Annotated in this window: 22 protein-coding genes and 1 pseudogene; 14 read left to right on the forward strand and 9 right to left on the reverse strand. The window is 72.6% G+C overall.

Going from position 1 to position 24,287, the window contains the following annotated elements; genetic code table 11:
- Positions 1-54: 54 nt before the first annotated feature.
- Positions 55-255 carry a hypothetical protein gene (locus BJ961_RS11250; RefSeq protein WP_271321195.1) on the reverse strand — a complete coding sequence of 67 codons (201 nt, stop codon included), beginning with the start codon at positions 253-255 and terminating at the stop codon, positions 55-57.
- Positions 256-455: 200 nt separating this feature from the next.
- Between BJ961_RS11250 and BJ961_RS11255 the strand changes: the two genes are divergently transcribed.
- Together BJ961_RS11255 and BJ961_RS11260 are read left to right on the forward strand one after the other, a co-directional pair.
- On the forward strand, positions 456-1,685 hold the full coding sequence (locus BJ961_RS11255) for a sensor histidine kinase (RefSeq protein WP_271417015.1): 1,230 nt from the start codon (positions 456-458) through the stop codon (positions 1,683-1,685).
- A 76-nt stretch (positions 1,686-1,761) separates the two neighbouring features.
- Positions 1,762-2,451 (forward strand): response regulator transcription factor, encoded by a 690-nt coding sequence (locus BJ961_RS11260; RefSeq protein WP_271321196.1) that lies wholly within the window; start codon positions 1,762-1,764, stop codon positions 2,449-2,451.
- Between the two features lies 1 nt (position 2,452).
- On the opposite strand, the gene BJ961_RS11265 is transcribed toward BJ961_RS11260, so the two are convergent.
- A complete protein-coding gene (locus BJ961_RS11265) occupies positions 2,453-3,466 on the reverse strand; it encodes a Gfo/Idh/MocA family protein (protein ID WP_271321197.1) in 1,014 nt (337 codons plus the stop codon).
- 129 nt (positions 3,467-3,595) lie between these two features.
- Between BJ961_RS11265 and BJ961_RS11270 the strand changes: the two genes are divergently transcribed.
- The 8 genes from BJ961_RS11270 to BJ961_RS11305 all read left to right on the forward strand — a co-directional run bounded on the left by BJ961_RS11270 (position 3,596) and on the right by BJ961_RS11305 (position 14,816).
- Entirely contained in the window at positions 3,596-4,333 is a 738-nt protein-coding gene (locus tag BJ961_RS11270) for a GntR family transcriptional regulator (protein WP_271417016.1), read from the forward strand.
- A 230-nt stretch (positions 4,334-4,563) separates the two neighbouring features.
- Positions 4,564-5,568, forward strand: a complete 1,005-nt coding sequence (locus BJ961_RS11275; RefSeq protein WP_271321199.1) for a sugar ABC transporter substrate-binding protein — start codon at positions 4,564-4,566, stop codon at positions 5,566-5,568.
- Positions 5,565-6,605: an ABC transporter permease gene (locus tag BJ961_RS11280; RefSeq protein ID WP_271321200.1), complete on the forward strand. Its 1,041-nt coding sequence runs from the start codon at positions 5,565-5,567 to the stop codon at positions 6,603-6,605. The genes BJ961_RS11275 and BJ961_RS11280 overlap by 4 nt, the downstream gene beginning before the upstream one ends.
- Positions 6,602-7,417, forward strand: a complete 816-nt coding sequence (locus BJ961_RS11285; RefSeq protein ID WP_271321201.1) for an ATP-binding cassette domain-containing protein — start codon at positions 6,602-6,604, stop codon at positions 7,415-7,417. Before BJ961_RS11280 ends, BJ961_RS11285 begins: the two co-directional genes overlap by 4 nt.
- 91 nt (positions 7,418-7,508) lie before the next feature.
- Positions 7,509-8,657: an ROK family glucokinase gene (locus tag BJ961_RS11290; RefSeq protein ID WP_271321202.1), complete on the forward strand. Its 1,149-nt coding sequence runs from the start codon at positions 7,509-7,511 to the stop codon at positions 8,655-8,657.
- Positions 8,654-9,235 (forward strand): sugar kinase, encoded by a 582-nt coding sequence (locus BJ961_RS11295; protein ID WP_271321203.1) that lies wholly within the window; start codon positions 8,654-8,656, stop codon positions 9,233-9,235. The genes BJ961_RS11290 and BJ961_RS11295 overlap by 4 nt, the downstream gene beginning before the upstream one ends.
- Positions 9,236-9,341: 106 nt before the next feature.
- The gene (locus BJ961_RS11300; RefSeq protein ID WP_271321204.1) at positions 9,342-12,338 is read left to right on the forward strand and encodes a DEAD/DEAH box helicase; all 2,997 of its coding nucleotides are present in this window, start codon (positions 9,342-9,344) and stop codon (positions 12,336-12,338) included.
- A gap of 1,206 nt (positions 12,339-13,544) precedes the next feature.
- Positions 13,545-14,816, forward strand: a complete 1,272-nt coding sequence (locus BJ961_RS11305) for an SWIM zinc finger family protein (protein ID WP_271321205.1) — start codon at positions 13,545-13,547, stop codon at positions 14,814-14,816.
- A gap of 93 nt (positions 14,817-14,909) precedes the next feature.
- Here the strand turns inward: BJ961_RS11305 and BJ961_RS11310 are convergent, their stop codons facing one another.
- The 6 genes from BJ961_RS11310 to BJ961_RS11335 form a co-directional block, all read right to left on the reverse strand.
- Complete coding sequence (locus BJ961_RS11310) at positions 14,910-15,389, reverse strand: thioesterase family protein (RefSeq protein WP_271321207.1); 480 nt, start codon at positions 15,387-15,389, stop codon at positions 14,910-14,912.
- Positions 15,386-16,357: a 3-hydroxyacyl-CoA dehydrogenase NAD-binding domain-containing protein gene (locus BJ961_RS11315; protein ID WP_271321208.1), complete on the reverse strand. Its 972-nt coding sequence runs from the start codon at positions 16,355-16,357 to the stop codon at positions 15,386-15,388. The genes BJ961_RS11310 and BJ961_RS11315 overlap by 4 nt, the downstream gene beginning before the upstream one ends.
- Before the next feature lie 29 nt (positions 16,358-16,386).
- Complete coding sequence (locus tag BJ961_RS11320) at positions 16,387-17,280, reverse strand: BKACE family enzyme (RefSeq protein ID WP_271321209.1); 894 nt, start codon at positions 17,278-17,280, stop codon at positions 16,387-16,389.
- 160 nt (positions 17,281-17,440) lie between these two features.
- Positions 17,441-18,301: a TetR/AcrR family transcriptional regulator gene (locus BJ961_RS11325; RefSeq protein ID WP_271321210.1), complete on the reverse strand. Its 861-nt coding sequence runs from the start codon at positions 18,299-18,301 to the stop codon at positions 17,441-17,443.
- Between the two features lie 167 nt (positions 18,302-18,468).
- Positions 18,469-19,602 carry a PP2C family protein-serine/threonine phosphatase gene (locus BJ961_RS11330; protein ID WP_271321211.1) on the reverse strand — a complete coding sequence of 378 codons (1,134 nt, stop codon included), beginning with the start codon at positions 19,600-19,602 and terminating at the stop codon, positions 18,469-18,471.
- Between the two features lie 428 nt (positions 19,603-20,030).
- The gene (locus BJ961_RS11335; protein ID WP_271321212.1) at positions 20,031-21,095 is read right to left on the reverse strand and encodes a bifunctional NAD(P)H-dependent oxidoreductase/GNAT family N-acetyltransferase; all 1,065 of its coding nucleotides are present in this window, start codon (positions 21,093-21,095) and stop codon (positions 20,031-20,033) included.
- A gap of 30 nt (positions 21,096-21,125) precedes the next feature.
- On the opposite strand from BJ961_RS11335, the gene BJ961_RS11340 reads away from it, so the two are divergent.
- A complete protein-coding gene (locus BJ961_RS11340; RefSeq protein WP_271321213.1) occupies positions 21,126-21,626 on the forward strand; it encodes a MarR family winged helix-turn-helix transcriptional regulator in 501 nt (166 codons plus the stop codon).
- Positions 21,627-21,695: 69 nt separating this feature from the next.
- Here the strand turns inward: BJ961_RS11340 and BJ961_RS11345 are convergent, their stop codons facing one another.
- Positions 21,696-22,382 (reverse strand): hypothetical protein, encoded by a 687-nt coding sequence (locus BJ961_RS11345; protein WP_271321214.1) that lies wholly within the window; start codon positions 22,380-22,382, stop codon positions 21,696-21,698.
- Positions 22,383-22,485: 103 nt separating this feature from the next.
- Here BJ961_RS11345 and BJ961_RS11350 point away from each other — a divergent pair.
- From BJ961_RS11350 to BJ961_RS11360, 3 genes and pseudogenes are all read left to right on the forward strand, one after another.
- Positions 22,486-22,764: pseudogene (locus tag BJ961_RS11350) on the forward strand (NADPH-dependent FMN reductase); the annotation flags it as partial.
- Between the two features lie 58 nt (positions 22,765-22,822).
- On the forward strand, positions 22,823-23,518 hold the full coding sequence (gene pyrF / locus BJ961_RS11355; protein ID WP_271321216.1) for an orotidine-5'-phosphate decarboxylase: 696 nt from the start codon (positions 22,823-22,825) through the stop codon (positions 23,516-23,518).
- A gap of 245 nt (positions 23,519-23,763) precedes the next feature.
- Complete coding sequence (locus BJ961_RS11360) at positions 23,764-24,213, forward strand: spore-associated protein (RefSeq protein ID WP_271321217.1); 450 nt, start codon at positions 23,764-23,766, stop codon at positions 24,211-24,213.
- The last annotated feature ends 74 nt before the right edge of the window (positions 24,214-24,287 follow it).

The raw sequence follows: 24,287 nt of genomic DNA on the forward strand, positions 1-24,287 counted from the left end.
ACTCCATCCCAGCGGCCCCGCCGCACCCCCGCTGGCGGTGAACGGACGTCGACCTCACCCCGGCCTCCGGTGCGCGGCGGCGACGAACAGCGCGAAACCGAGAGCGAGCAGGACCACACCGGCGTAGAGCTCGTGACCGTCGAGGAAGTCGACCCTGTGCACCACCCCCTTGTCCCAGTCGGTGAACTCCTGCAACAGGGCCATCACTCCCTGGACCACGGCCAGAAAACCCAGGAACTCCAGAAATCTCCTCATGCCGCCGACTCTCGCCCCGCGGAGCCGTCGCCCGCATCGGCCGCGGGGCGGTCCCCGCCCGCCGAAGGGCTCGCCCGCGCGTGAGCCGCCGCGCCGAAAGTCGCCGGCCCCGCGACTTCGGTCGGTGATCTCCTTCTGGCGGGGGACGTGGGCGGGCCCGCTGCGTAGATTCGTCGACTGTGAAGAGCGACGAACAGACCATGACGTCCCCCGCGTACGCAGGGCGCCGCTGGGCGCTGCCCGCGGCCGTGGTCGAGGATCTGTACCCGGGGCCCGCGCGGCCCGGTGGACGGCCGCGGCGCACCGCGCGCGACTGGATCGTCGACTTCACGTGCTTCCTGGTCGCGGTGGTCATCGGCCTGCTGGCCGCCGACACGCTCGACCAGGAGGCGGACCTCTCGCCGCCCCTGGCGGTCGTGGACCAGCTGACCGGCGCCCTGGCCTGCGCCGCCGTCTGGCTACGGCGCCGGTGGCCGGTCGGGCTGGCCGTGGTGATGGTTGCGGTGACCCCGCTCTCGGCCACCGCGGGCGGCGCGGCCCTCGTCTCCCTCTTCACGGTCGCCGTGCACCGGCCGTTCCGGTACGTGGCCTGGGTGGGAGGCGCCGGGCTCCTGGTGCAGCTCCTCTACTACTGGATGCGTCCGGAACCCGGCCTGCCGTTCCTGGCGTCGGTCGTGATCAGCGCGTTGCTCACCGTCGCGGTCGTCGGCTGGGGCATGCTCGCGCGGTCCAAGCGCCTGCTGCTGCTCAGTCTGCGCGACCGGGCCCGGCGTGCCGAGACGGAGGCGCGGCTGCGGGCCGAGCAGGCCCAGCGGCTGGCCCGGGAGGCCATCGCCCGTGAGATGCACGACGTCCTCGCGCACCGGCTGACCCTGCTCAGCGTGCACGCGGGCGCCCTGGAATTCAGGCCGGACGCCTCCCGGGAGGAGATCGCGCGGGCGGCGGGCGTCATCCGGGAGAGCGCGCACGAGGCCCTCCAGGACCTGCGGGAGATCATCGGCGTCCTGCGGGCGGCGGAACCCGACGACGCGGGCCGCCCCCAGCCGACGCTCGCGGGACTCGACGCGCTGGTCGCCGAGTCCCGCGAGGCCGGCATGAACGTCGTCCTCACGGGCCGCGCCGCCGACCCCGCGGCGGTCCCCGCCTCCGTCGGCCGTACCGCCTACCGCATCGCCCAGGAGGCCCTGACCAACGCGCGCAAGCACGCCCCCGGCACCGAGGTCACCGTCTCGGTCACCGGAGCGCCGGGCGACGGACTCGCGCTGTCGGTGCGCAACGCCCCGCCCGCGGGCGAGGTGCCCCACGTGCCCGGGTCCGGGCAGGGGCTGATCGGGCTGACCGAGCGGGCCTCGCTCGCGGGCGGCACCCTGGAGCACGGGCCCACGGCCGCGGGCGGGTTCGAAGTGCGGGCGAGGCTGCCGTGGAGCTGAGGCCGGCAACCGGCCGCCGGGCGGCCGTCTCCACCGGGGCGGCCCCTCTCCCCGCGCCCGTGATTACGTGTCACCCATGACTGCGATCAGACTGCTCCTCGTCGACGACGACCCGCTCGTGCGGGCCGGGCTGTCCTTCATGCTGGGCGGCGCCGACGACGTGGAGATCGTCGGCGAGGCCGCCGACGGCGACGAGGTCGGGGCGCTCGTCGACCGCACCCGTCCGGACGTCGTCCTCATGGACATCCGGATGCCGGTGGTGGACGGCCTCACGGCGACCGAACGGCTACGGGGCCGCGCGGACGCCCCCCAGATCATCGTCCTCACCACCTTCCACGCCGACGAGCAGGTACTGCGGGCGCTGCGCGCCGGCGCCGCCGGGTTCGTCCTCAAGGACACCCCGCCCGCGGAGATCCTCGACGCGGTCCGTCGGGTCGCGGCCGGGGATCCCGTCCTGTCGCCCGCCGTGACCCGACGGCTGATGGAGCAGGCGGCCGGTACCACGCCCGGTACGCGGCGCACCCGCGCGCGTGCACGCGTGGACACCCTCAACGACCGCGAGCGCGAGGTCGCGGTCGCGGTCGGCCGGGGCATGGCCAACGCCGACATAGCGGCCCACCTCTTCATGAGCGTCGCCACGGTCAAGGCCCACGTCTCCCGCATCCTGGCCCGGCTCGACCTCGACAACCGGGTCCAGATCGCGTTGCTGACCCACGACGCGGGACTCCTGGACGACTACCAGGACGACGGGACCGGACGGCCGTGACTCAGCCGGTGAGCACCTCGGGAACCTCCGTCAGCCGTACGGGTCTGCGCTCGCGCCGGGAGATGTCGCAGGCCTCCGCGATGCGCAGGGCCCGCAGTGCCTCGCGCCCGTCGCAGGGGTTGGCCCGCTCACCGCGTACGACCTGCACGAACGTGGTCAGCTCGGCCTCGTAGGCGGGCCCGAAACGCTCCACGAAACCGGTCCACGGCTTGTCCGCGGCGGGCGGGCCGGTCGGCTCGGTCGACGCGATCGGCGTCCGGTCGTCCAGGCCCACGACGATCTGGTCCAGCTCCCCGGCCAGCTCCATGCGGACGTCGTACCCCGCCCCGTTCAGCCGCGTCGCCGTCACCGTGGCCAGCGTGCCGTCGTCCAGTGTGAGCAGGGCGGCACCCGTGTCCACGTCGTCCGCCGCGCGGAACATCGGCGGACCGGCGTCGGACCCGGCGGCGTACACGTCGACGACCTCCCGCCCGGTCACCCAGCGCAGCACGTCGAAGTCGTGGATGAGCGTGTCCCGGTACAGCCCGCCGGACTGGGGCAGGTACCCGGCCGGCGGCGGAGCCTGGTCGCTCGTCACCGCCCGTACGGTGTGCAGCCGTCCGAGCCGCCCGGACCGCACCGCCTCCCTGGCGCCCGTGTAGCCGGTGTCGAAGCGGCGCTGGAAGCCCATCTGGAGGATCGTCCCGGCGGCCTCCACCTCGGCGATCGCCTGCAACGTGCCGGGCAGGTCGAGGGCGATCGGCTTCTCGCAGAACACCGGCAGCCCCGAGCGCGCCGCCCGGCCGATCAGCTCGGCGTGGGCCGGCGTCGCCGTGGTGATCACCACCGCGTCCACGCCCCACTGGAAGATCTCGTCGACCCCCGGTGCCGCCGTCTCGCCCAGCCGGTGGGCCAGGTCCTGGGCCCGCGAGAGGTCGGCGTCCGTGAGGATCAGGGATCCCACGTCGCGATGGCGGCTGAGCGTGTTGGCGTGAACGGTGCCGATGCGGCCCGTTCCGATGACCCCGATGCGCATGGAATCAAAGTGGGCTCACAGCCCACACCCTGTCAATGCGTATGTCCGGACAATCGGACTGCGCAACTTCCCGTCACCTGCGCACAGAGCTACGCTCGGCGCGTGCCCAAACCAGAAGTGGACCCGACCGTGTCGCTGGACCTCGGCGTGGATCGCAGCAGCCCCGTGCCGCTGTACTTCCAGCTGGCGCAGCAGCTGGAGGCGGCGATCGAGCACGGCGCGCTGACCCCCGGCAGCCTGCTGGGCAACGAGATCGAGCTGGCCGCACGGCTCGGTCTGTCCCGGCCCACCGTCCGCCAGGCCATCCAGTCGCTGGTCGACAAGGGCCTGCTCGTGCGCCGCCGGGGCGTCGGCACCCAGGTCGTGCACAGCAAGGTCAGGCGCCCGCTGGAACTCAGCAGCCTCTACGACGACCTGGAGGCGGCCGGACAGCGCCCGGCCACGAAGGTCCTGGTCAACACCGTCGTCCCCGCCACCACCGAGGTCGCCGCCGCGCTCGGCGTGGCCGAGGGGAGCGACGTGCACCGCGTCGAGCGGCTGCGGCTGACGCACGGGGAGCCGATGGCGTACATGTGCAACTTCCTGCCGTCCGGGCTGCTCGAACTCGACACCGGCCAGCTGGAGGCCACCGGCCTCTACCGGCTGATGCGCGCCGCCGGGATCACCCTGCACAGCGCCCGTCAGACCATCGGCGCCCGCGCCGCCACCACCGACGAGGCCGAGCGGCTCGGCGAGGGCGAGGGCGCCCCCCTGCTCACCATGGAACGCACGACCTTCGACGACACGGGACGCGCGGTCGAGTTCGGCACGCACACCTACCGGCCCTCCCGCTACTCCTTCGAGTTCCAGCTGCTCGTACGGTCCTGACGCGGTTCCCGAACGGCACCTTCCGGCGGCGGCTCCCACCGTGCGGGTTCGTCGCAATGTCCGGACAATGTGACCGTCGGCCGATCCCCGGAGGCATGCGCTCCGTTTGTGTGTCGGACAATGGAGCGTTTGGGGTTTCCAGAACCCCTGGGGTTCCCAGAACCCGGCCGGGGCCGTGAGTGCCCCGGCACGCACGGCACGGCACAGCACGGCAAGAAGGGCACGGCCTCGTGGCACGGTTTCGGACATGGGTGGGCATCGCGCTGGCAGGGGCACTGTCGGTGTCCCTGGCCGGCTGCAGCAGCACCGGCGGCAAGCGCGCCGAGGACGCCCGCAAGGCCGCGTCGGCCGAGGGCAGGGCGGCGGTGAACACCCCCCGCTGGACCTTCGCGATGATCACCCACTCGGGCGACGGCGACACCTTCTGGGACATCGTCCAGAGCGGCGCCGAGCAGGCCGCGCTCAAGGACAACATCAACTTCCTCTACTCCCACGACGACGAGGCGCAGCAGCAGGCCCAGCTCGTGAACGCGGCCATCGACAAGAAGGTCGACGGGATCATCGTCACGCTCGCCAAGCCCGACGCGATGAAGTCCGCCCTCGCCCGCGCGCGGAAGGCGGGTATCCCGGTGATCACCGTGAACTCCGGTTCCGAGGAGTCCAAGGAGTTCGGCGCCCTCACCCACATCGGCCAGGACGAGACGATCGCGGGCGAGGCCGTGGGCGAGGAGCTGAACGAGCGGGGCCGCGAGCAGGCGGTCTGCGTCCTGCACGAGCAGGGCAACGTCGGCCACGAGCAGCGCTGCGACGGCGTCGAGAAGACCTTCGACGGCAAGGTCCAGCGGCTCTACGTCAACGGCACCAGCATGCCGGACGTGCAGTCCGCCATCGAGGCCAAGCTCCAGACCGACAAGTCCGTCGACGCCGTGGTCACCCTCGGCGCCCCCTACGCCGACACCGCCGTCAAGGCCAAGCAGGGCGCGGGCAGCAAGGCCGAGATCGACACCTTCGACCTCAACGCCAAGGTGGCCGCCGGGCTGGAGGACGGCACCCTCGGCTTCGCCGTCGACCAGCAGCCCTACCTCCAGGGCTACGAGGCCGTCGACCTGCTGTGGCTGTACCGGTACAACGCCGACGTCCTCGGCGGCGGCCGGCCGGTGCTCACCGGCCCGCAGATCATCACGAAGGACGACGCCGCCGCGCTGGCCGACTACACGGAGCGGGGCACGCGATGAACGCCACCCAGGTGAAGGGAGCTGACGAAAGGATTCTGCAGACCTCTCCGCTGCGGAAACTCCTCGGCCGCCCCGAGCTGGGCTCCGTCGTCGGCGCGATCGCCGTCTTCGTCTTCTTCGCGTTCCTCGCCGACAGCTTCCTGCGCGCCTCCAGCCTCAGCACGGTGCTCTACGCCGCCTCCACGATCGGCATCATGGCCGTCCCGGTGGCGCTGCTGATGATCGGCGGGGAGTTCGACCTGTCCGCGGGCGTCATGGTCACCTCGTCGGCGCTGGTGTCGTCGATGTTCAGCTACCAGATGACCGCCAACGTCTGGGTCGGTGTCGGCGTGTCGCTGCTGGTCACCCTGGCCATCGGCGCCTTCAACGGCTTCATGCTCACCCGCACCAATCTGCCCAGCTTCATCATCACGCTCGGCACCTTCCTGATGCTGACCGGCCTGAACCTGGGCTTCACCAAGCTCGTCGACGGCACCGTCTCCACCAAGTCGATCGACGACATGGAGGGCTTCCCCTCCGCCCGCGACGTCTTCGCCTCCACGATCACCGTCGGCGGCGTCGGCTTCAAGGTCACCATCCTGTGGTGGCTCGCCCTGGTCGCCGTCGCCAGCTGGATCCTGCTGCGCACCCGCGCGGGCAACTGGATCTTCGCGGTCGGCGGAAACAAGGACGCCGCGCGCGCGGTGGGCGTCCCGGTCACCAGGACCAAGATCGGCCTCTACATGGGCGTCGGCCTCGGCGCCTGGATCTCCGGCCAGCACCTGCTCTTCTCCTACGACGTCGTCCAGTCCGGCGAGGGCGTCGGCAACGAGCTGATCTACATCATCGCGGCCGTCATCGGCGGCTGCCTGATCACCGGCGGCTACGGCAGCGCCGTCGGCTCGGCGGTCGGCGCGTTCATCTTCGGCATGACCAGCAAGGGCATCGTCTTCGCCGAGTGGAACCCCGACTGGTTCAAGTTCTTCCTCGGAGCGATGCTGCTCCTCGCGACCCTGCTCAACGCCTGGGTCCGCAAGCGCGCGGAGGCCACCAAGTGACGCAGACCGAAGGCCGTACGGCGCTCGTCGAGCTGTCCGGCGTCAGCAAGAACTACGGCAACGTACGCGCCCTGGAAGGCGTGTCCCTGGAGGTCCGCGCCGGGGAGATCACCTGCGTACTGGGCGACAACGGCGCGGGCAAGTCCACCCTCATCAAGATCATCTCCGGGTTGCACCAGCACGACGGCGGCACGCTGAGCCTGGACGGGGAGGAGACCCGCCTCTCCTCCCCGCGCGAGGCCCTGGACCGCGGCATCGCCACCGTCTACCAGGACCTCGCCGTCGTCCCCCTCATGCCGGTCTGGCGCAACTTCTTCCTGGGCTCCGAGCCGCGCAAGGGCGTCGCCCCGTTCAAGCGCATGGACGTGGACCACATGCGCCGCACCACCCACGCGGAACTCCTGCGCATGGGCATCGACCTGCGCGACGTCGACCAGCCCATCGGCACCCTCTCCGGCGGCGAACGCCAGTGCGTGGCGATCGCCCGCGCGGTGTACTTCGGCGCGAAGGTACTCGTCCTGGACGAGCCGACGGCGGCATTGGGCGTGAAGCAGTCGGGTGTGGTCCTGAAATACGTGGCGGCGGCACGTGACCAGGGCCTGGGTGTCGTCCTGATCACCCACAACCCGCACCACGCGTACCTGGTGGGGGACCGGTTCGTGCTGCTGAAGCGGGGCACGATGGTCGGCAACCACGAGCGCGAGGACATCACGCTGGACGAGCTGACGCGCCAGATGGCAGGCGGAAACGAACTGGACGATCTGCGCCATGAGCTGCAACGGACCCAGGGGCGCGGGGAACTGCGCGAGTAACCACGATGCACCGGCACCCGGCAACGAACCGATCACACCACCCCCTGTCCCATTCGGCACCCGGCACAGCCGTGCGGCACAATCGCACCCGATGAGCACCTACCGCGACTTCACCGCCCCCATCGGCTCCCGCCGCGCCCCGGTCCTGCGCACCGTGGGCACCAGGGAACGCCGCTCGCACCTCACGGCACCCCGCGTGCCGACGGTCGGCATCGACATCGGCGGCACGAAAGTCATGGCGGGTGTGGTCGACGCCGACGGCAACATCCTGGAGAAGCTCCGCACGGAGACCCCGGACAAGTCCAAGAGCCCGAAGGTCGTCGAGGACACGATCGTCGAACTCGTCCTGGACCTCTCCGACCGGCACGACGTGCACGCCGTGGGCATCGGCGCGGCCGGCTGGGTCGACGCCGACCGCAACCGGGTGCTGTTCGCCCCCCACCTGTCCTGGCGCAACGAACCGCTGCGCGACCGCCTCGCCGGCCGCCTCGCCGTCCCCGTCCTGGTGGACAACGACGCCAACTCCGCCGCCTGGGCCGAGTGGCGGTTCGGTGCCGGCCGCGGCGAGGACCACCTCGTCATGATCACGCTCGGCACCGGCATCGGCGGCGCGATCCTCGAAGAGGGCCAGGTCAAGCGGGGCAAGTACGGCGTCGCCGGCGAGTTCGGGCACATGCAGGTCGTCCCCGGCGGCCACCGCTGCCCGTGCGGCAACCGCGGCTGCTGGGAGCAGTACAGCTCCGGGAACGCCCTGGTCAGGGAGGCCCGTGAGCTGGCCGCCGCCGACTCGCCGGTGGCCTACGGCATCATCGAGCACGTCAAGGGCAGCATCGGCGACATCACCGGTCCGATGATCACCGAGCTGGCCCGCGACGGCGACGCCATGTGCATCGAGCTGCTCCAGGACATCGGCCAGTGGCTCGGCGTCGGCATCGCCAACCTCGCCGCGGCCCTCGACCCGTCCTGCTTCGTGATCGGCGGCGGGGTCAGCGCCGCCGACGACCTGCTGATCGGCCCCGCGCGCGACGCCTTCAAGCGCCAGCTCACCGGCCGCGGCTACCGCCCCGAGGCCCGCATCGTCCGCGCCCAGCTCGGCCCCGACGCCGGCATGGTCGGTGCGGCGGACCTGGCCCGGCTGGTCGCCCGCCGGTTCCGCCGGGCCAAGCGGCGCCGGGTGGAGCGCTACGAGCGCTACGAGCGGTACGCCGAGGCCCGCCGCGAGTCCGGGGAGTCGCTGTGACCGAGGCACTGCCGCACCGGGCGGCACCGCCCGGGGACCCCGGGCCCCCGGGCGAGGGCCGCCGGCACATGATCCGGCGCCGCGCGCTGACGCTGCTCACCATCGTGCTGCTCATCGGCGTACCCGCCGGTTACCTCGCGATCTCCGCCGGCCAGAGCCGCGACAGCGGACGGGACAAGGAGGCGAAGTACGCGGCGACCGGCATGACCGAGGGCTGGCCGTCCAAGCTGCAGCGCCGCATCTACGAGGTGCCCGTCCCGGTCCCGTCCGACGAGGTCGCGTACTACGAGACGAACAACTGGAAGACCAGCCGGCTCTACGTCCAGTTCGAGACCACCGACGCCGGCCTCGACGTCTTCCTGGCGGGGCTCGGCGTCACCCGGGACGCGCTGGTGCAGGACAAGATCGCGATCAGCGACCGTGCCCAGCGGGTTACCGGATGGGAGTTCGGCGGATCCGGCCCCTGGTGGGGCGTCGTCAAGGAACAGCGGGACCCCGCGCCGACCCAGGACGTCGTCGTGAACATGGAGGATCCGGACTACCCGATGGTGTACGTCGTCTCGCACACCGTCCCGTAGGGCCCGCTCCGTCCCGTCCCGGGACGCCGTCGGAGCCGATTGTCAGACCCCGCCCGTAGAGTCGAAGACATCTGATCGGGCAGACGGGCGGGAGGTGACAGGACGTATGGGCGACATGGCCGTGGCGGACACGACGGATCCGTCGGCTGCCGGGCGCTTCGGCGCGCCGGGCGAGAGGGAGCGGTCCGACGGGGAGCGGTCCGAGGGGGAGCCGGCGTCCGTCCCCGTCCGGCTCGCCGCGGTCTTCCTGCCCGCACCGCTCCCACGGCAGGGACGGATCGCCTTCTGGGACCCCGACGACGGCCCCCTCACCCCCGGACCGCCCGCGTACGGTGCAGACCCCGCCCCCGAAGGGGCCCGCGAGGACGCGGACCGAGCGCCCGGACTCACCGAGCTGACCGTGGTCCGGCGGCACGGGACCGCAGTGCGGCGCGCGACGACGCCCGCGCTGGCGCTGCCGCTCGGCGACGCGCTGCCCCTCCTGGTGCGCGCCCGGCACGACCCGGCCGCCCACCCGGCCACGGCCTGCTGGGGCGCGGCCGCCCTGCACGCCCTGCGGCTCACCGCACGCGGCCGGCTGCTGCCCGGCCTGACCGCCACCGGGCACGACGCCTGGCGGGCCGGCCCGCTCGACCCGGACGACATCGCGCACCTGCGTGCCGTCGCCGCCGCCCTGCCCCCGGAGGGCCACGCGGTCCCGCTGGACGGCCCCGGCCCGATCCGGCTGCCGGAGCCGGAAGCGCTGGTCCGCGCCTTCCTGGACGCGGTCGCCGACACCCTGCCCCGCACCCCGGCCGCGCCCCACGCCTCGGGCCGGCCCTTCGCCGCGCGCGGCGCCCAGCGCATGCCCGACGCCCACGACTGGGCCGCGGAGGTCGCCGCCGGCATGGACGCGGGCGTGCGGATCTCGCTCCGCCTGGACCTGTCCGCGTACGACCTGTTCGACGGTGACGGAGACGGCGGCGCGGGAGGGGAGGCCAGAGGCCGCGGCCCCCTGCGCAACGCGGGCGCGGCTGTCGTCCAAGTGCACAGCCTCGCCGACCCCACCCTCGTGGCCGACGCGGCGGACCTGTGGTCCGGGGCGGCCGACGAGGCGTTCGGCACCCGCGCGCGCGTGGACGCCGCTCTGGCGGTGCGGCGCGCGGCGCGGGTCTGGCCGCCGTTGGACCGGCTCACCGAGCAGGACGTGCCCGACGTACTGGCCCTGTCCGAGGAGGAGGTCACCGACCTGCTGGGCGTCGCGGCCGGCCGCCTCGCCGCCGCCGGGGTCGCCGTGCACTGGCCCCGCGACCTGGCCCAGGACCTCACCGCGACCGCGGTGGTCCGGTCCGCGCCCGGCTCCGCGACCGACGGCACCGGCTTCTTCGAGAGCGAGGACCTCCTCCAGTTCCGCTGGCAACTGGCGATCGGCGGCGACCCGCTCACGGAGGCGGAGATGGACGCGCTCGCGGAGGCCCACCGCCCGGTGGTCCGGCTGCGCGACCGGTGGGTGCTGGTCGACCCGGCACTCGTCCGCCGGGCCCGCAAACGCGACCTGGGCCTGCTCGACCCGGTCGACGCGCTCTCCGTCGCCCTGACCGGCAGCGCGGAGGCCGACGGCGAGACGGTCGACGTGGTGCCCGTCGGCGCGCTGGCCACCCTGCGCGACCGGCTCACGGCCGGCGTACGCCCCGCCGAACCCCCGCCCGGCCTCCACGCCACCCTCCGCGACTACCAGCTGCGCGGCCTGGCCTGGCTCGACCTCATGACCTCCCTCGGCCTCGGCGGCTGCCTCGCCGACGACATGGGCCTCGGCAAGACCGTCACCGTCATCGCCCTGCACCTTCGGCGTGCCCGCACCGAACCGACTCTGGTGGTCTGCCCCGCCTCCCTGCTGGGGAACTGGCAGCGGGAGATCAACCGCTTCGCGCCCGGCGTCCCGGTCCGCCGCTTCCACGGCCCCGACCGCACTCTCGACGACCTCACCGGCGGATTCGTCCTGACCACCTACGGCACCATGCGGTCCGCCGCCACCACACTGGCCGAGCAGCCCTGGGGCATGGTCGTCGCGGACGAGGCACAGCACGTGAAGAACCCCTACTCGGCGACCGCCAAAGCCCTGCGTACGATCGAGTCCCCGGCGCGCGTGGCACTGACCGGCACACCCGTGGAGAACAACCTCTCCGAACTGTGGGCGCTGCTCGACTGGACCACACCCGGTCTCCTCGGCCCGCTGAAGTCCTTCCGCGCCCGGCACGCGCGCGCGGTGGAGAACGGGGAGGACGAACAGGCGGTGGAACGCCTCGCCCGGCTGATCCGCCCCTTCCTGCTGCGCCGCAGGAAGTCCGACCCGGGCATCGTCCCCGAGCTGCCGCCGAAGACCGAGACGGACCACCCCGTGCCGCTCACCCGCGAGCAGGCCGCACTGTACGAGGCGGTGGTGCGCGAGTCGATGCTCGCCATCGAGTCGGCCGAGGGCATGGGCCGCCGGGGACTGGTGCTCAAGCTCCTGACCTCGCTGAAGCAGATCTGCGACCACCCCGCCCTGTTCCTGAAGGAGGACCACCCGCCGGGCGGGGCCGACCGGATGACCGCCCGCTCGGGCAAACTCGCCCTGCTGGACGAGCTGCTGGACACGGTGCTCGCGGAGGACGGCTCGGTGCTGATCTTCACGCAGTACGTCGGCATGGCCCGCCTCATCACCTCCCACCTGGGCGCCCGCGCGGTGCCGGTCGACCTGCTGCACGGGGGCACACCGGTGCCGGAGCGCGAGCGCATGGTGGACCGTTTCCAGAGCGGGGCGACCCCCGTGCTCGTCCTGTCCCTGAAGGCCGCCGGTACCGGCCTGAACCTCACCCGCGCCGGCCACGTCGTGCACTTCGACCGCTGGTGGAACCCGGCGGTGGAGGAGCAGGCCACCGACCGCGCCTACCGCATCGGCCAGACCCAGCCGGTCCAGGTGCACCGGCTCATCACCGAGGGCACGGTCGAGGACCGCATCGCCGAGATGCTCCAGTCCAAGCGGGCCCTGGCCGACGCGATCCTCGGCTCCGGGGAGTCGGCCCTCACCGAGCTGACATCCCGTGAACTGTCCGACCTCGTCTCCCTGCGGAGGCCGTCATGACCCCCCGGCCCGCCGACGAGGCCCGTCGCGCCCTGCGGGAGGCACGCGAGCGGGGCGAGGGCGCACCCGGCCGCGCCGTCGACGCCACCGCGAGCGCTGACGCCGACGCGGACTCCGTGGCGGCTCCCGGGCCCGCACAGACGGACGAGCACGGTCCGGGGCGGAATCCGGAGGCGCACACCGGGCCACGCCCCGGGGACGTCGCACGCGCCGCGTTGCGCAGCGCCCGGACCGCACGGCCGTCGGAAGCCGACGCGCCTTCCGACGCGGATGCCGACGCCGGTAACGCGGTGGGTGGAGCGGAGGCCCACGGGTTCGCCGAGACGGGCACGACTACGGCGGCCCTGGCGGTCCCGGGGACCATGGAGGCGGCAGAGGCCGCGGACCGGCCCCACGAGGTGCCCGAGTCCGTCGCGCCGCCTGTCTCCGACGGGACGGCCGCTCCTGCCGTGGCGGAGCCCCGCGACGAGGCGGCGGACGGTTCCGTCGACCGGACGCACCCGCACCCGGGTTCGCACCCGCACCCGCACCCGGGTTCGCACCCGCACCCGCACCCGGGTTCGCACCCGCACCCGCACCCGGGTTCGCACCCGGAGCCGCAGCCGGAGACGCCCCGCCCGGGCACGGGGAGCGGGGCGGGAGGCGGGGCCGGGGGCGACAGTCGGCCCGCGGACGTGGCGCGGGAGGCGTTGCGTGCCGCTCGTCGGCAGGCGCGGGCGGACGCCGAGACCAAGGGTGCCGGGAGTACCCGGCGGTCGCCCCGTCCCGCGGGCCGTCCACGGGGGACCGGCGGTTCGGGCACCGCCGACGCCCGCGCCCGCGCCGTACGGGAGTTCGTGGCGGGAGCCTTCCGTCTGCCGCCGGAGGACGACCAGGTCGAGGAGGTCCCGACCTCGGAGGGGTCGCCCGGCGCGTCCCCGGCCGAGAGCCGGGCGGCCGCGCGCCCGGAGCCCGGTCCGTCGCCCGGCCCGGACCCTGCCGCCGAAGCCGCCGCTTCCCCGCCGCGCCCGCTTCCGCCGGGCGGACACCCTCCGACGAAGCCTCGGCGTCCGCCGGTGAGCCGTGGCCCTGGGCCACCTCCTCCCACGCGCCGCCGACCTCCCCCAGCCGGGCCCACGGCAGCCGGCCGCGCACGGCCGCAGGCCCGCCACACCACCCTCCACGCCACCTGCGACCCCGCCCGCGACACCCCGCGCCCCCCGCTCGATGGCGGCCCCGGACCGCGACGGCGAGCTTCGGCGCACCTTCCCCGCGCTCCCGCCCCGGGCGGCCGCGGAGGAGGGCCTCGCCGGGACGTGGTGGGGGAACGCGTGGGTGAGGGCGCTGGAGGAGGGCGCTCTGGACGCCGCGCGACTGGAGCGCGGACGGGGGTACGCCGAACGGGGACACGTCGACGCGATCACCGTGACGCCCGGCCTGGTCCTCGCCTACGTGCAGGGCAGCCGCGCCCGGCCGTACCGTGTGCAGGTGCGGCTGCGGACGCTGGGCGACGCCGACTGGGAGCGGTTCCTGGACGCCGCCGTCGAACGGCCGGGGCACATCGCCGCCCTCCTCGACAGGGAGCTTCCCCATTCCCTGGCCGACCTGGCCGACCGCGGCGTCCCGCTGCTCCCCGGCCCCGGCGACCTCACCCCGCAGTGCAGCTGCCCCGACTCCGGGCACCCCTGCAAGCACGCCGCGGCCGTGTGCTACCAGACGGCACGTCTGCTGGACGCCGACCCCTTCGTGCTGCTCCTGCTGCGCGGCCGGGGCGAACGCGAGCTGCTCGACGCCCTCTCCCGGCTCAACGCGGCCCGCGCGGCTCGTGCGGCCCAGGACCGCGGACCCGCCCCCCTGCCCGGCGTCCGGGCGACCGAGGCCCTCACCCGGGGCGCCCTCCCGCCCCTCCCGGCGCCGCAGGCGGCCCTCCCGCACCCCGAGCAGCCGCCCGCCTACCCGGCCGCGCCGGGCGGCCCCGACCCCTTCGCGCTGGACCAACTGGCCACCGACGCCGCCGCCCGTGCCCACGCCCTGCTCACCACGGGACGTGACCCGGTCGGCCGTCTGACGCTGTGGCAGGACGCCGTCCGCCTCGCCGCGGCACGCCCCGGCTCCGGTCTCACCGCGGGCACCCGCGCGCTCTACGCGTCCCTGGCCTCCGCCGCCGGCCGCGACGCGGCCGAGCTGGCCCGCGCCGTGGCCGCCTGGCGCCAGGGCGGACCGGAGGGCCTCGACGTACTGGAGGAGCCCTGGGACCCGCCAGCCGGCCGCTTCGACCGTGCCCGCCCGCTGCTGCTCGCCGCCGACCTCCCCGCCTTCCGCCCCTGGCGCAACCATCTCACCCACCCCCACGGCCACGTCCAGCTCAGACTCGGCCGGGCAGGCCTGTGGTACGCGTACGAATCGGAGCCGGGCCGCGAGGACTGGTGGCCGCGCGGCACTCCCGACCTCGACCCGGTAGGCGCCCTCACCGGCCTGGGCACGCGGGACGACCTCTGACCGACGGGTGCGGCCGACGACCGTGAGCCACGCACCGAGGCCCAGGCGCGGGCAGGGGCCCGCCACGGGGATGGGGCCGGGCCCCCGCGCGCTTCAGCCCACGGCTGAGATCGAGCGGCCCGCCCAGTCGGGAGCCGGTTCGGTCAGCTCCGTGAAGCGGCGCCGGACCGCTTCCGGGAACTCGGCGGCCCGGCCCGCCTGCTGGTCGACGTGGACGGCGAGCAGTTCGGTCGTCGCCACCGGGGCGGCGTCGGGCGTCGGCCCGGACTCCGGTTCGGACACCACGTACATCTCGTGCACGAAGCGCGCTTTGCGCGGCGCCGCTCCCAACACGCGCGTACGGACGGCCAGATGGGCGTCCTGGGGAACGTCGCGCAGATAGCGGATGTGCGACTCGACCGTGTAGAGGGAGCAGCCCGTGGACGCGCGGTAGCCGGAGTCCAGGCCCGCCTCGATCATCAGCGCGTCCGTGGCGTGACCGAAGACGAGGACGTAGAAGGCCTCGCTCATATGGCCGTTGTAGTCGATCCACTCCGGGCGGACCGTGCTGTGGAACAGGGGGAGGGGCGTCATCGGGTGCCCTCCTCGCGGTCCAGGCGGCCGGTGGCGCGCAGCACGTCGATGACGCCCCGGTCGCGTTCGGCCACCAGGTCCGCGATGGAGCGGCCGTCCGCGGCCTCCTCGCAGCCGGCCACCACGGCGTCGTACAACTCCTTGTCCAGCTCGGGCGCTTCGAGTCGGGTCCACGGCGACTTGAGGGACGGGCCGAAGTGGTCCAGCATGTGTGCCATGCCGCCCTCGCCGCCCGCGAGCGCGAACGTCAGCATCGGCCCCATCACCGCCCAGCGCAGCCCGGGCCCCTCGGTGATCGACAGGTCGATGTCCCGGACCGTCGCCTCGCCGTTCGCGACCATGTGCAACGCCTCGCGCCACAGGGCCTCCTGGAGGCGGTTCGCGATGAAGCCCGGTATCTCGTCGTCCATCGTGATGACGGACTTGCCCGCGACCTCGTAGAAGCGGGAGGCCCAGGCGACCGCCGCCGCGTCGGTGCGCTCACCGCCGACGACCTCGACGAGCGGGATGAGGTAGGGCGGGTTGAACGGGTGGCCGACGACCAGACGCGACGGGTCGGCGGCCGCCGTCTGCATGTCGGTCATCGGATAGCCGGAGGTGGAGGAGGCGATGACGACGCCGGGTGGTGTCGCCGCGTCCAAACGGGCCAGGAGATCGCGCTTGAGGTCGAGCTTCTCGGGTGCGCTCTCCTGAACGAACTCCGCTTCTGCCACGGCCAGTTCGAGGGTGGCGGCCACGGTCAGCCGGTCGGCCGAGGCGCCCTCGGCGAGACCGAGCGAGGTGAGCGCCGGCCAGGCCGCGTCGACCAGGCGGCGCAGCTTGTGTTCGGCGTCGGGCGCGGGGTCCCAGGCGGTCACGTCGTAGCCGCGGGCCAGGAAGTGGGCGACCCAGCCGCCACCGATGACTCCGGCGCCGACGCAGGCGACGCGGCGGACGTTCTCGGGCGGGGTCGTCTCGGGTGTGTTCATGAGAGGGGCTCCTTCGTCGTCGCGGCGGGTTACTTGCGCGGCTTGAGGCCGAGGGTGGCGCGGGCCTCGTCCGGTGTCGCGACGCGGGCGCCGATCGACTCGGTGAGGGTCACCGCCCGCTCGACGAGCTGGGCGTTGGTCGCCTTGTTGCCCTTGCCGAGGTACAGGTTGTCCTCCAGGCCCACGCGGACGTGCCCGCCGAGCAGGATCGACTGCGCGACCCACGGCATCTGCATCCGGCCGAGCGCGAAGCTCGCCCAACGCGCCCCTTCCGGCAGCATGTTCACCATCGACTGAAGTACTCCGGGGTCCGCGGGCGCCCCCCACGGCACACCCATGCACAGCTGGAAGACGGTCGGGTCGTCGAGCAGCCCCTCCGCGAGCAACTGCTTGGCGAACCACAGCTGACCCGTGTCGAAGATCTCCAACTCGGGCCGCACCCCCAGCTCCTGGATGCGCCGGGCGCCCGCGCGTAGCATGTCGGGCGTCGAGACGTACAGGTTCGAGCCGTCGCCGAAGTTGAGCGAGCCGCAGTCCAGCGTGCAGATGTCCGGAAGCAGGTCCTCGACGTGGGGGAGGCGGTCCAGCCCGCTGACGAGGTCGGTGCCGGGGAGGTGGGTGAGCGGGTCGTCCGGGTCGATGACCAGATCGCCACCCATGCCGGCGGTGAGGTTGATGACGACGTCGGTACCGGTCTCCTTGACGCGTTCGACGACCTCCCGGTACAGCTTCGGGTCGCGGGACGGGTCGCCGGTCTCCGGGTCGCGCACGTGGATGTGGACGACGGCCGCTCCGGCCGCGGCCGCCTCCACGGCGTTCCGGGCTATCTGCTCCGGAGTGACGGGGACGTGGGGGCTCTTGCGAACGGTGTCACCGGCGCCTGTGAGCGCACAGGTGATGATGACGTTCTCGGTCATGGGCATGTGGGGGCCTCCCGGGTTCTTGCCGCTCGGTGATGGTGGAGCGGGGCGCGGGGCATGGGTTGCCGAGCTTCCGCCGCTTCGGGCTACGAGCTATGAGCTACGGGCTGTGGACTACGGATTACGGATTACGGATTACGGACTACGGACTACGGACTACGGACTACGGGGTCAGGATCGTGTGGGTGACGTGGGTGGTCAGTGCCGCGTGCATGGCGTCCGCGGCACGGGCGGCCGACGGCCCGCTCACCGACAGGACGTGTGTCGCCAGGCCGTCGATCAGCGCGGTCAGCGTCAGCGCCGCCGCCTGCGGGTCGACCCCGGCGCGGAACACACCCTGTCCGACACCTCGGCGTACGACGTCGGCGACGGTCTCCCGCCACTGCCGGTAGTACTCCGAGTGCAGCCGGCCCACCGCCGTGGAGCGCGCGGCCTCGGCCCACAGGTCGAGCCACACCGCCCACTGGCGGCGCTGCTGCTCGGTGCGCGGCGTCTGCAGCGCGAGGAGCTGGCGCAGTTCCGCCGCCGCGTCGTCCGCCCCGGCGAGACGGGCGGCGCGGTGCGAGGTGTCCTCGTCCATGCACCAGCGCACGGCGGCCTCCAGGAGTTCGGCGCGGCCCGGGAAGTGGTAGTGGATCGCGGCGCTGCTGGTGGCGCAGGCACGGGCGATGTCGGCGACCCGCACCGCGTGGAAGCCGTGCTCCGCGATCAGCCGGACCGTCTCGCGGACGATCTGCAACGGTCGTCCGCCCTCGATGCCGACGGTCGGCGCCGGGTCCTCCTCGCGAGGCCGGGTGCCGAGCAGCCAGCCCGCGTCGACCCGGCCCTCGTCGGCGATCCGTGCCAGCTCCGCGACCGTGAAGCGGCGGGTGCCACTGAGCGAACGCGAGAGCTTCGACGGATCCAGGACGACACGGCGCGCGAACTCGCGCTGGCTGACGCCCGCCGCCGCGATGACCTCGCGGACGCGGGCGGCGGTGTCGGCGGCCGGTGCGCCGCCGTCGAGGACATCGTCGGTTTCCACGGGACCCGACCCTAGGGGTGTGTTGCGGAAAACTCAACATCCCCGAGTGGGGAAGTGAGAAGTCACGGGTTGACACTGCTGGTGCAAGGTACCGGTACGAGCCTTGCGTAAGTTGTTGAGAACCTGACTGGCGTGCCAGTCAGGAGCGTGCACTCGCCCGTGGACTGTCATCCGGGCGACCGGCGCACGGCGAGTACGGCCAAGTCGTCCTGCTGCACGCCCTCGGTGAAGGCGTGGACGTCGTCGACGAGTGCGTGGGTGAGCCGGCCCGCGGTGATGTCGGCGTGGCCGGCGAGGCGAGTCTCCAGCGGATAGAAGGCGCCCGCGGGGGAGCGGGCCTCGGTGAGGCCGTCGGTGCACAGCAGCAGCGTCGCCCCGGCGGGAAAGGGGAACCAGGACACCGTGCGCGGCTCGTCGACGAGGTCGGCCAGGCCGAGCGGCGCATGCTCCGTCCCTCCGGTGACGGGGGTGACGGTCCCGTCGTGCAGCACGTAGGGCGGGATGTGGCCGCACATGACGAGCTGGGTCTCGGTGCCGGTGCCCACCCCCAGGACGACGGCGGTGACGAACCGTTCCGGCTCGCCGCGCTGTTCCGCGTACCCGTTGTGGCGGACCACCGCCGCCTCGAGGGAGTCCACGAGCGCGGTCACCGTCGGTTCGCGGTGAGCGGCCTCGCGGAACGCACCGACCACGTCGATCGCCATGCCGATGGCGGCGAGCCCCTTGCCCTGGACGTCGCCGATCAGCACCCGGGTGCCCCAGGGCGTGGCCGCCACGTCGTAGATGTCGCCCCCGACGAGTTTGTCCTGCTGCACCGGCTCGTACACGCCGTCCACGAGTACGTCGTCGGTGAGCAGCGGAAGCGGACGCAGGATCTGCCGCTGCATCGCGGCAGCGGTCGACCGCAGACGTACCAGAGCCCCCTCGCGAGTGGTGCGCAGCCAGGACCCGTAGACGGCCAGCGCGCCGAAGCCGAGGGCGAACAGGGCCAGGACCACCCGGTCGCCGAGCCGCTCCGCGGACAGCGCCACCGGCACGATGACGAGGACGCTCACCCAGGAGGAGACCAGCGCCGTCTGCCGCGGGGTGCACAGCGCGGCGGCGAACGCGGGGAGGAACACCAGCAGTCCCAGCAGCAGCACGGCCGTCCCGGTCGCCGCGCCCACGACGAGGGTCACCACCGTCGCCGCGACCGTCACCAGGACGACGGCACGCGTCGGGGGTGTGCGGATCGTGGCGCCGTCGTCGCGTTCCGCACCGCCCTCCGCGGGAACCGGCGCCGCACGCGACGAACCGAACATGCGAGCATCCTCCAGTGGCGGGGTGATCGGACGGTGCGAATGCCACATGCCGCGACAGACGGGCGGCCTCGATCATCCAATCTGCTTGACATACCGAACGCGGGGAGGCTTGCCGCACCTGGACCGGAGTGCCTCCGCCCGGGTGACCCCGCTCGGTGAAGCCTCGCCGCAGATGCGAGGCGGACGTCGTATGTCACTCCGCATGAGCCGGGCCTTGATTTCCTGACATGGCATGTGCGTTCGCGCGGACTGTCATGACGCCGATACGGCAGCCGGCCCCTGACCGAGACCGAAGAGGGAACCCGGCGGGAGTCCGGGACTGCCCCGCAGCGGTGAGCGGTCCCGGTTTCGGCAGCAACGGCTCGACCGGCGACCACAGTTCGTCCGACATGATCCACGGCCGCGGGCGGGTGTGGGCCCCGAAGCGCTCAGGCGGGGACGGTTTTGGCGAGGTGGACCACACCGGCGTCCGCTTCCACGCGAAGCGGAGCGTACCCCTGACTCTCGTAGAGGGCGAGGTTCCGGCTGCTGGCGGCGCCGGTGGACAGGACGATACGACGGCAGCCCTCCCCGGCGGACTCGGCCATGCGGAGCAGCCATCGGCCCAGACCGAGTCCGCGCAGGTCGGGGACGACGGCGAGCCGCCCCACGTGCAGCTCGGCTCCGCTGCGACGCGTCCGTACCATCCCGAGAAGCCGCCCGTCCCGCCACAGGCCCGTCGCCTGCCAGTCGGCCAGCCATGCGCGCACCTGGTGGGGCGACTCGTGCAGGGCCGGTATCGCCAGGGTGCTGTTGGCGACCGCCTCCTCGGCCCAACAGCAGCGCTGCAGCACCGTAACCTCCGGCGCGTCGTCCGGGGCGAGGCGCCGTGCGTACGAGCCCGCGACGGGTCCTGCCACCGCGCTCACGCGTCCGCGCTCGCGAAGCGGGGTCAGGGCCTGAGCGACCCGCACCAGTTCCGCGAGCAGCCCCTCGGCGGCGTCACCGAGGGGCGCCCCGGGTTGGAAGCGGTCCTCTCGCATCGCGTCCGCGATCCGGATCGCGACGGTGGAGCCCAGGGGGACGAGGCGAAGAGCGGTCATCACCTGCTTGGCGTGCTGGACCGCCCGGGTGCCCGCCGAGGTGTTGCCGTAGCTGACGAACCCGACCGGCTTCCAGGCCCACTCGGGGCCAAGGTAGTCGAGCGCGTTCTTCAGGGTCGCGGGCATCCCGTAGTTGTACTCCGGCGTCACGACGACGAAGCCGTCGGCCTCATCGACGATCGCGCTCCACCGGCGGGTGTGTTCGTGGTGGTAGACGCCGGTCGAGGGGTGCTCCTCCTCGTCCAGGAAGGGCAGTTGCAGATCACCGAGCGCCAGGGGCGCCAGGGTCGCATCCAGGGTGAGGGCGCTCGGTGCGAGCGTCCCGGTCAGCCAGTTGCCGACTGCCGGGCCGAGCGCGCCGGGACGCGTACTGCAGATCAGTACGAGAACGCGCGTTCTTTTCGTTGACATGGAAATGAAGCTAGCTGGTAAATTGATTACATGTCAACGAAAAGGTCGGATGCTGCTACCCGCTGGCTCGGTTCGGAAGAGGAGCACGCCTGGAGGGCATACCGCCGTATGGTGACCGTCGTGCAGGCCCGCACCGCGCAGGACCTGGCCGAACTCGGGTTGTCCGAGCCCGACTACGAGGTGCTCAGCACCCTGTCCGAGCGCGCCGACGGCACCGGCACCCTGCGTGAGCAGGCCGCCAAGATGGAGTGGTCCCGAAGCCGTTTGTCCCGCCACGCCACCCGCATGGAGGCACGTGGGCTCATCCGCCGTGCACCGGACCCGGCCGACGGCAGAGGTTGCTTCCTGGTTCTCACCGAGAGGGGACGGGATACTCTCCGGCAGGCCGCTCCCACTCATGTCGCATCAGTGCGGCGCCACTTCGTCGACCAGCTCGACCCCCAGGAGCTCGCGGTTCTCGGCCGCATCGCCGCCAAACTCGCCGGCCAACCGGAGGAATCCTTCTCGCAATCGGCCGGGGGGACTCCGTGAGCCGCGTCGGCGAGCTGCCGGCCACCGTGAAGACTCGGGCTGAGCGGCCGGGGCAGCCGGAAGGGTTGATCAGCCGCTGACCGTGCGCAGAAAGTGATCGGCGTCTTCCGGCTCGCCCAGTCGGCCCATCTCCAGCCAGGAACCGTCGGCGAACGCGAGCCGGAAGGTGGCGTACCCGCGCGGCTGACCCGCCTCACCCTCGATCCGTGCTTGGTCGAGGGTGAACTCCGTGACGGTCCGGAAATCGTCGGCCTTGGTCGGCGACAGCCGACGGCGAGGGGACGCTGCCACGCAGACGCGGTCGCGGGTCAGCATGACCAGGCGCTTGGGGCTGGGCGAGTGTCCGTACCAACGCAGCAGCAGCTGGCCCGCGGTCAGGTTCCAGTCCCCGTCGAAGACCCCGTTGGCCGGGTCCTGCCCGCGATCCCTCTCACGAGAGCGGCCACGGCCGGAACGCTGTGTGTCGGGTGGGCACGCCTGTCCGGTCTGACCGCCACGGCTCCGTCCCGACAGCCGTTGGTCAAGCCTGCGGCCGAGATGGTCAATCAAGATCATCGGTACGACCACGAAGAAGAACACCACAGCCCCGGCGTACAGCAACCAGTGGTGGCGCGATTTCAGGCGCCCTTTGCCTGCCGCACGGTGAACGTCCTTGGGCGGTGCGGGGATGGGCTTGTGGATCTCACACCAGACCAAGGCCACGGGTTCCTCGCCCAGGATCTTCCGCGCCCGCCGCTGCACCTTGCCCTTCGCCATGCCGGAGATCCTAGTGCCGGCCTTCTACCAGTGGGCGGTGAGCAGGCAGTTGGTGGCTGAAGCCCCTGTCCCTCGGCGAGACCGGCGGACGCCGCCGTCCGGGTTGCCGTTCGCGTCGAGCCGGTCGAGTGCAGCCGGGACCGCGACGGGTCCAGCGACCCGCGCCCACGGCGTCGACGAGAGGGAGGTGGCCGACCTCGCCGAGGTGAACCTGCCGTTCATGAACGAACCTCACCACCCGAGGCTCGGCCGCCGCACCCACCAGCACACGCGCGACTGGAGCGCCAAGGTCGCGAAGGCGGACGCCTTCGTGTTCGTGGTGCCGGAGTACAACTACGGCCACAACGCCGCACTCAAGAACGCGATCGACCACCTCAGGCGATCACCGGCTCAGGTCGCCCCGGCGACTGGCCGTGGCAGGGCGACGGCACAATGTCGTTGTGGATCCGACCAGCCAGATCATCGTCGCCTTGGATTGCGACAACCGTGCGGCCGCGGATGCCCTTGTCGAGCGGCTGGGTGACGAGTGCCGCCTCTACAAGGTCGGCTTGGAGCTGCTCACCGCAGCGGGGCCGGATGTCATCAAGGGTCTTGTCGCCCAGGGCAAGGAGGTCTTCCTGGACCTCAAGCTCTTCGAGATCCCGCATTCGGTTGCTGGGGCGGTTCGCGCCGCGGGGGCGCTGGGCGTGTCCATGATCACCGTGCATGGCATGGGCGGCAGCGGCATCATGTCCGCGGCAGTCGAGGCTGCCCGCGACTTCCCCGGAATGCGTGTCCTTGCTTTGACTGTGGTCACCAGCATGAACGACGCGGATCTCGCCGACATCGGTGTCGGCGATGCGGTGGACGAGCAGGTGCTCCGACTGGCCCGGTTGGCGCAGAGGGCCGGCTGCCACGGCGTGATCGCCTCGCCGCAGGACGTGGCGGCCTTGCGTGGCGTCCTTGGCCCCGATGCCTTGATCATCACTCCGGGCGTCACGCTGTCCGGACAGTCGCCGGCCGAGCACGCCCGTCCCGGCACACCGCGTGCGGCGATCACTGCCGGAGCCTCGCATGTCGTCGTCGGCCGCACAGTCACGCGAGCGGCGGATCCGGCGACCGCATTCCGTGCCGTCCGGACCAGTCTGGCTTCGTAGCAGACGTGCCCTGTCGGGTCAGGCCGGGGCGTCGGGGTGGCGGGCGACCTGATTGCGCCGGCGCGGGTAGCGGTGCGACTCGGTGACCGCAGTGAGAAGGGACACCGCGGTACCGCTCTTCATTCGAACACCCTTCCGTCTCTGGTGAATTGACGGAAAGGGCGCGTCCGGAGCACAACCAATCCCCACTGCCCGTGGTCACACCAGACAGGAGCAAACAACTCCTACGACCGCAAGGGGGAAATATGCGCATTGCACGCCCCGTCCTGTCCGCCACCGCCGTGGCGGCCCTGGCCCTGGGTACCGCGACGGCGCTCGCCGCGCCTGCGTCCGCCGCTCCCAACACCACGCCCGGGAAGGTCTGCGGCAGCGGCTACAAGACCGTCAACTCGGCCGCCGTCGGCTCGCTCGGCACCGTCTACCTCACCTACAACGCCTCCAACGGCAAGAACTGCGTCGCGACCATCCGCAGCACTCCGGGTACCGCGACGGACATGTACGCGTGGATCTACGTGCACGACACCGACGCGTACGACCAGGACTACGGGAGGTACACCTCGTACGCCGGTCCCACCTACGTCTACGGCAAGGCCCACTGCGTGGACTGGGGCGGCAGCATCGCCAACGTCAGCGTCCAGATCACGGGCTCCAACTGCGCCGCCCTCGCCGAACACCGGGTCACCACCGTCCGGTGACGCACCGCTGGTGACGGCCGCCGTCCGGCGGTGACCACCACCCGGCCTGCCGCGTCCGGCGACGCGGCAGGCCG

It is taken from the genome of Streptomyces lienomycini (genome assembly GCF_027947595.1).
GTDB lineage: Bacteria > Actinomycetota > Actinomycetes > Streptomycetales > Streptomycetaceae > Streptomyces > Streptomyces lienomycini.

Coding starts and splice junctions, on each gene's coding strand:
- BJ961_RS11330 (WP_271321211.1), bottom strand. CDS start 19,602: ATGTTCGGTTCGTCGCGTGCGGCGCCGGTTCCCGCGGAGGGCGGTGCG.
- BJ961_RS11310 (WP_271321207.1), bottom strand. CDS start 15,389: ATGACGCCCCTCCCCCTGTTCCACAGCACGGTCCGCCCGGAGTGGATC.
- BJ961_RS11280 (WP_271321200.1), top strand. CDS start 5,565: ATGAACGCCACCCAGGTGAAGGGAGCTGACGAAAGGATTCTGCAGACC.
- BJ961_RS11315 (WP_271321208.1), bottom strand. CDS start 16,357: ATGAACACACCCGAGACGACCCCGCCCGAGAACGTCCGCCGCGTCGCC.
- BJ961_RS11250 (WP_271321195.1), bottom strand. CDS start 255: ATGAGGAGATTTCTGGAGTTCCTGGGTTTTCTGGCCGTGGTCCAGGGA.
- BJ961_RS11335 (WP_271321212.1), bottom strand. CDS start 21,095: ATGTCAACGAAAAGAACGCGCGTTCTCGTACTGATCTGCAGTACGCGT.
- BJ961_RS11290 (WP_271321202.1), top strand. CDS start 7,509: ATGAGCACCTACCGCGACTTCACCGCCCCCATCGGCTCCCGCCGCGCC.
- BJ961_RS11345 (WP_271321214.1), bottom strand. CDS start 22,382: ATGGCGAAGGGCAAGGTGCAGCGGCGGGCGCGGAAGATCCTGGGCGAG.
- BJ961_RS11260 (WP_271321196.1), top strand. CDS start 1,762: ATGACTGCGATCAGACTGCTCCTCGTCGACGACGACCCGCTCGTGCGG.
- BJ961_RS11320 (WP_271321209.1), bottom strand. CDS start 17,280: ATGCCCATGACCGAGAACGTCATCATCACCTGTGCGCTCACAGGCGCC.
- BJ961_RS11265 (WP_271321197.1), bottom strand. CDS start 3,466: ATGCGCATCGGGGTCATCGGAACGGGCCGCATCGGCACCGTTCACGCC.
- BJ961_RS11305 (WP_271321205.1), top strand. CDS start 13,545: ATGGCGGCCCCGGACCGCGACGGCGAGCTTCGGCGCACCTTCCCCGCG.
- BJ961_RS11300 (WP_271321204.1), top strand. CDS start 9,342: ATGGGCGACATGGCCGTGGCGGACACGACGGATCCGTCGGCTGCCGGG.
- BJ961_RS11340 (WP_271321213.1), top strand. CDS start 21,126: ATGTCAACGAAAAGGTCGGATGCTGCTACCCGCTGGCTCGGTTCGGAA.
- BJ961_RS11360 (WP_271321217.1), top strand. CDS start 23,764: ATGCGCATTGCACGCCCCGTCCTGTCCGCCACCGCCGTGGCGGCCCTG.
- BJ961_RS11255 (WP_271417015.1), top strand. CDS start 456: ATGACGTCCCCCGCGTACGCAGGGCGCCGCTGGGCGCTGCCCGCGGCC.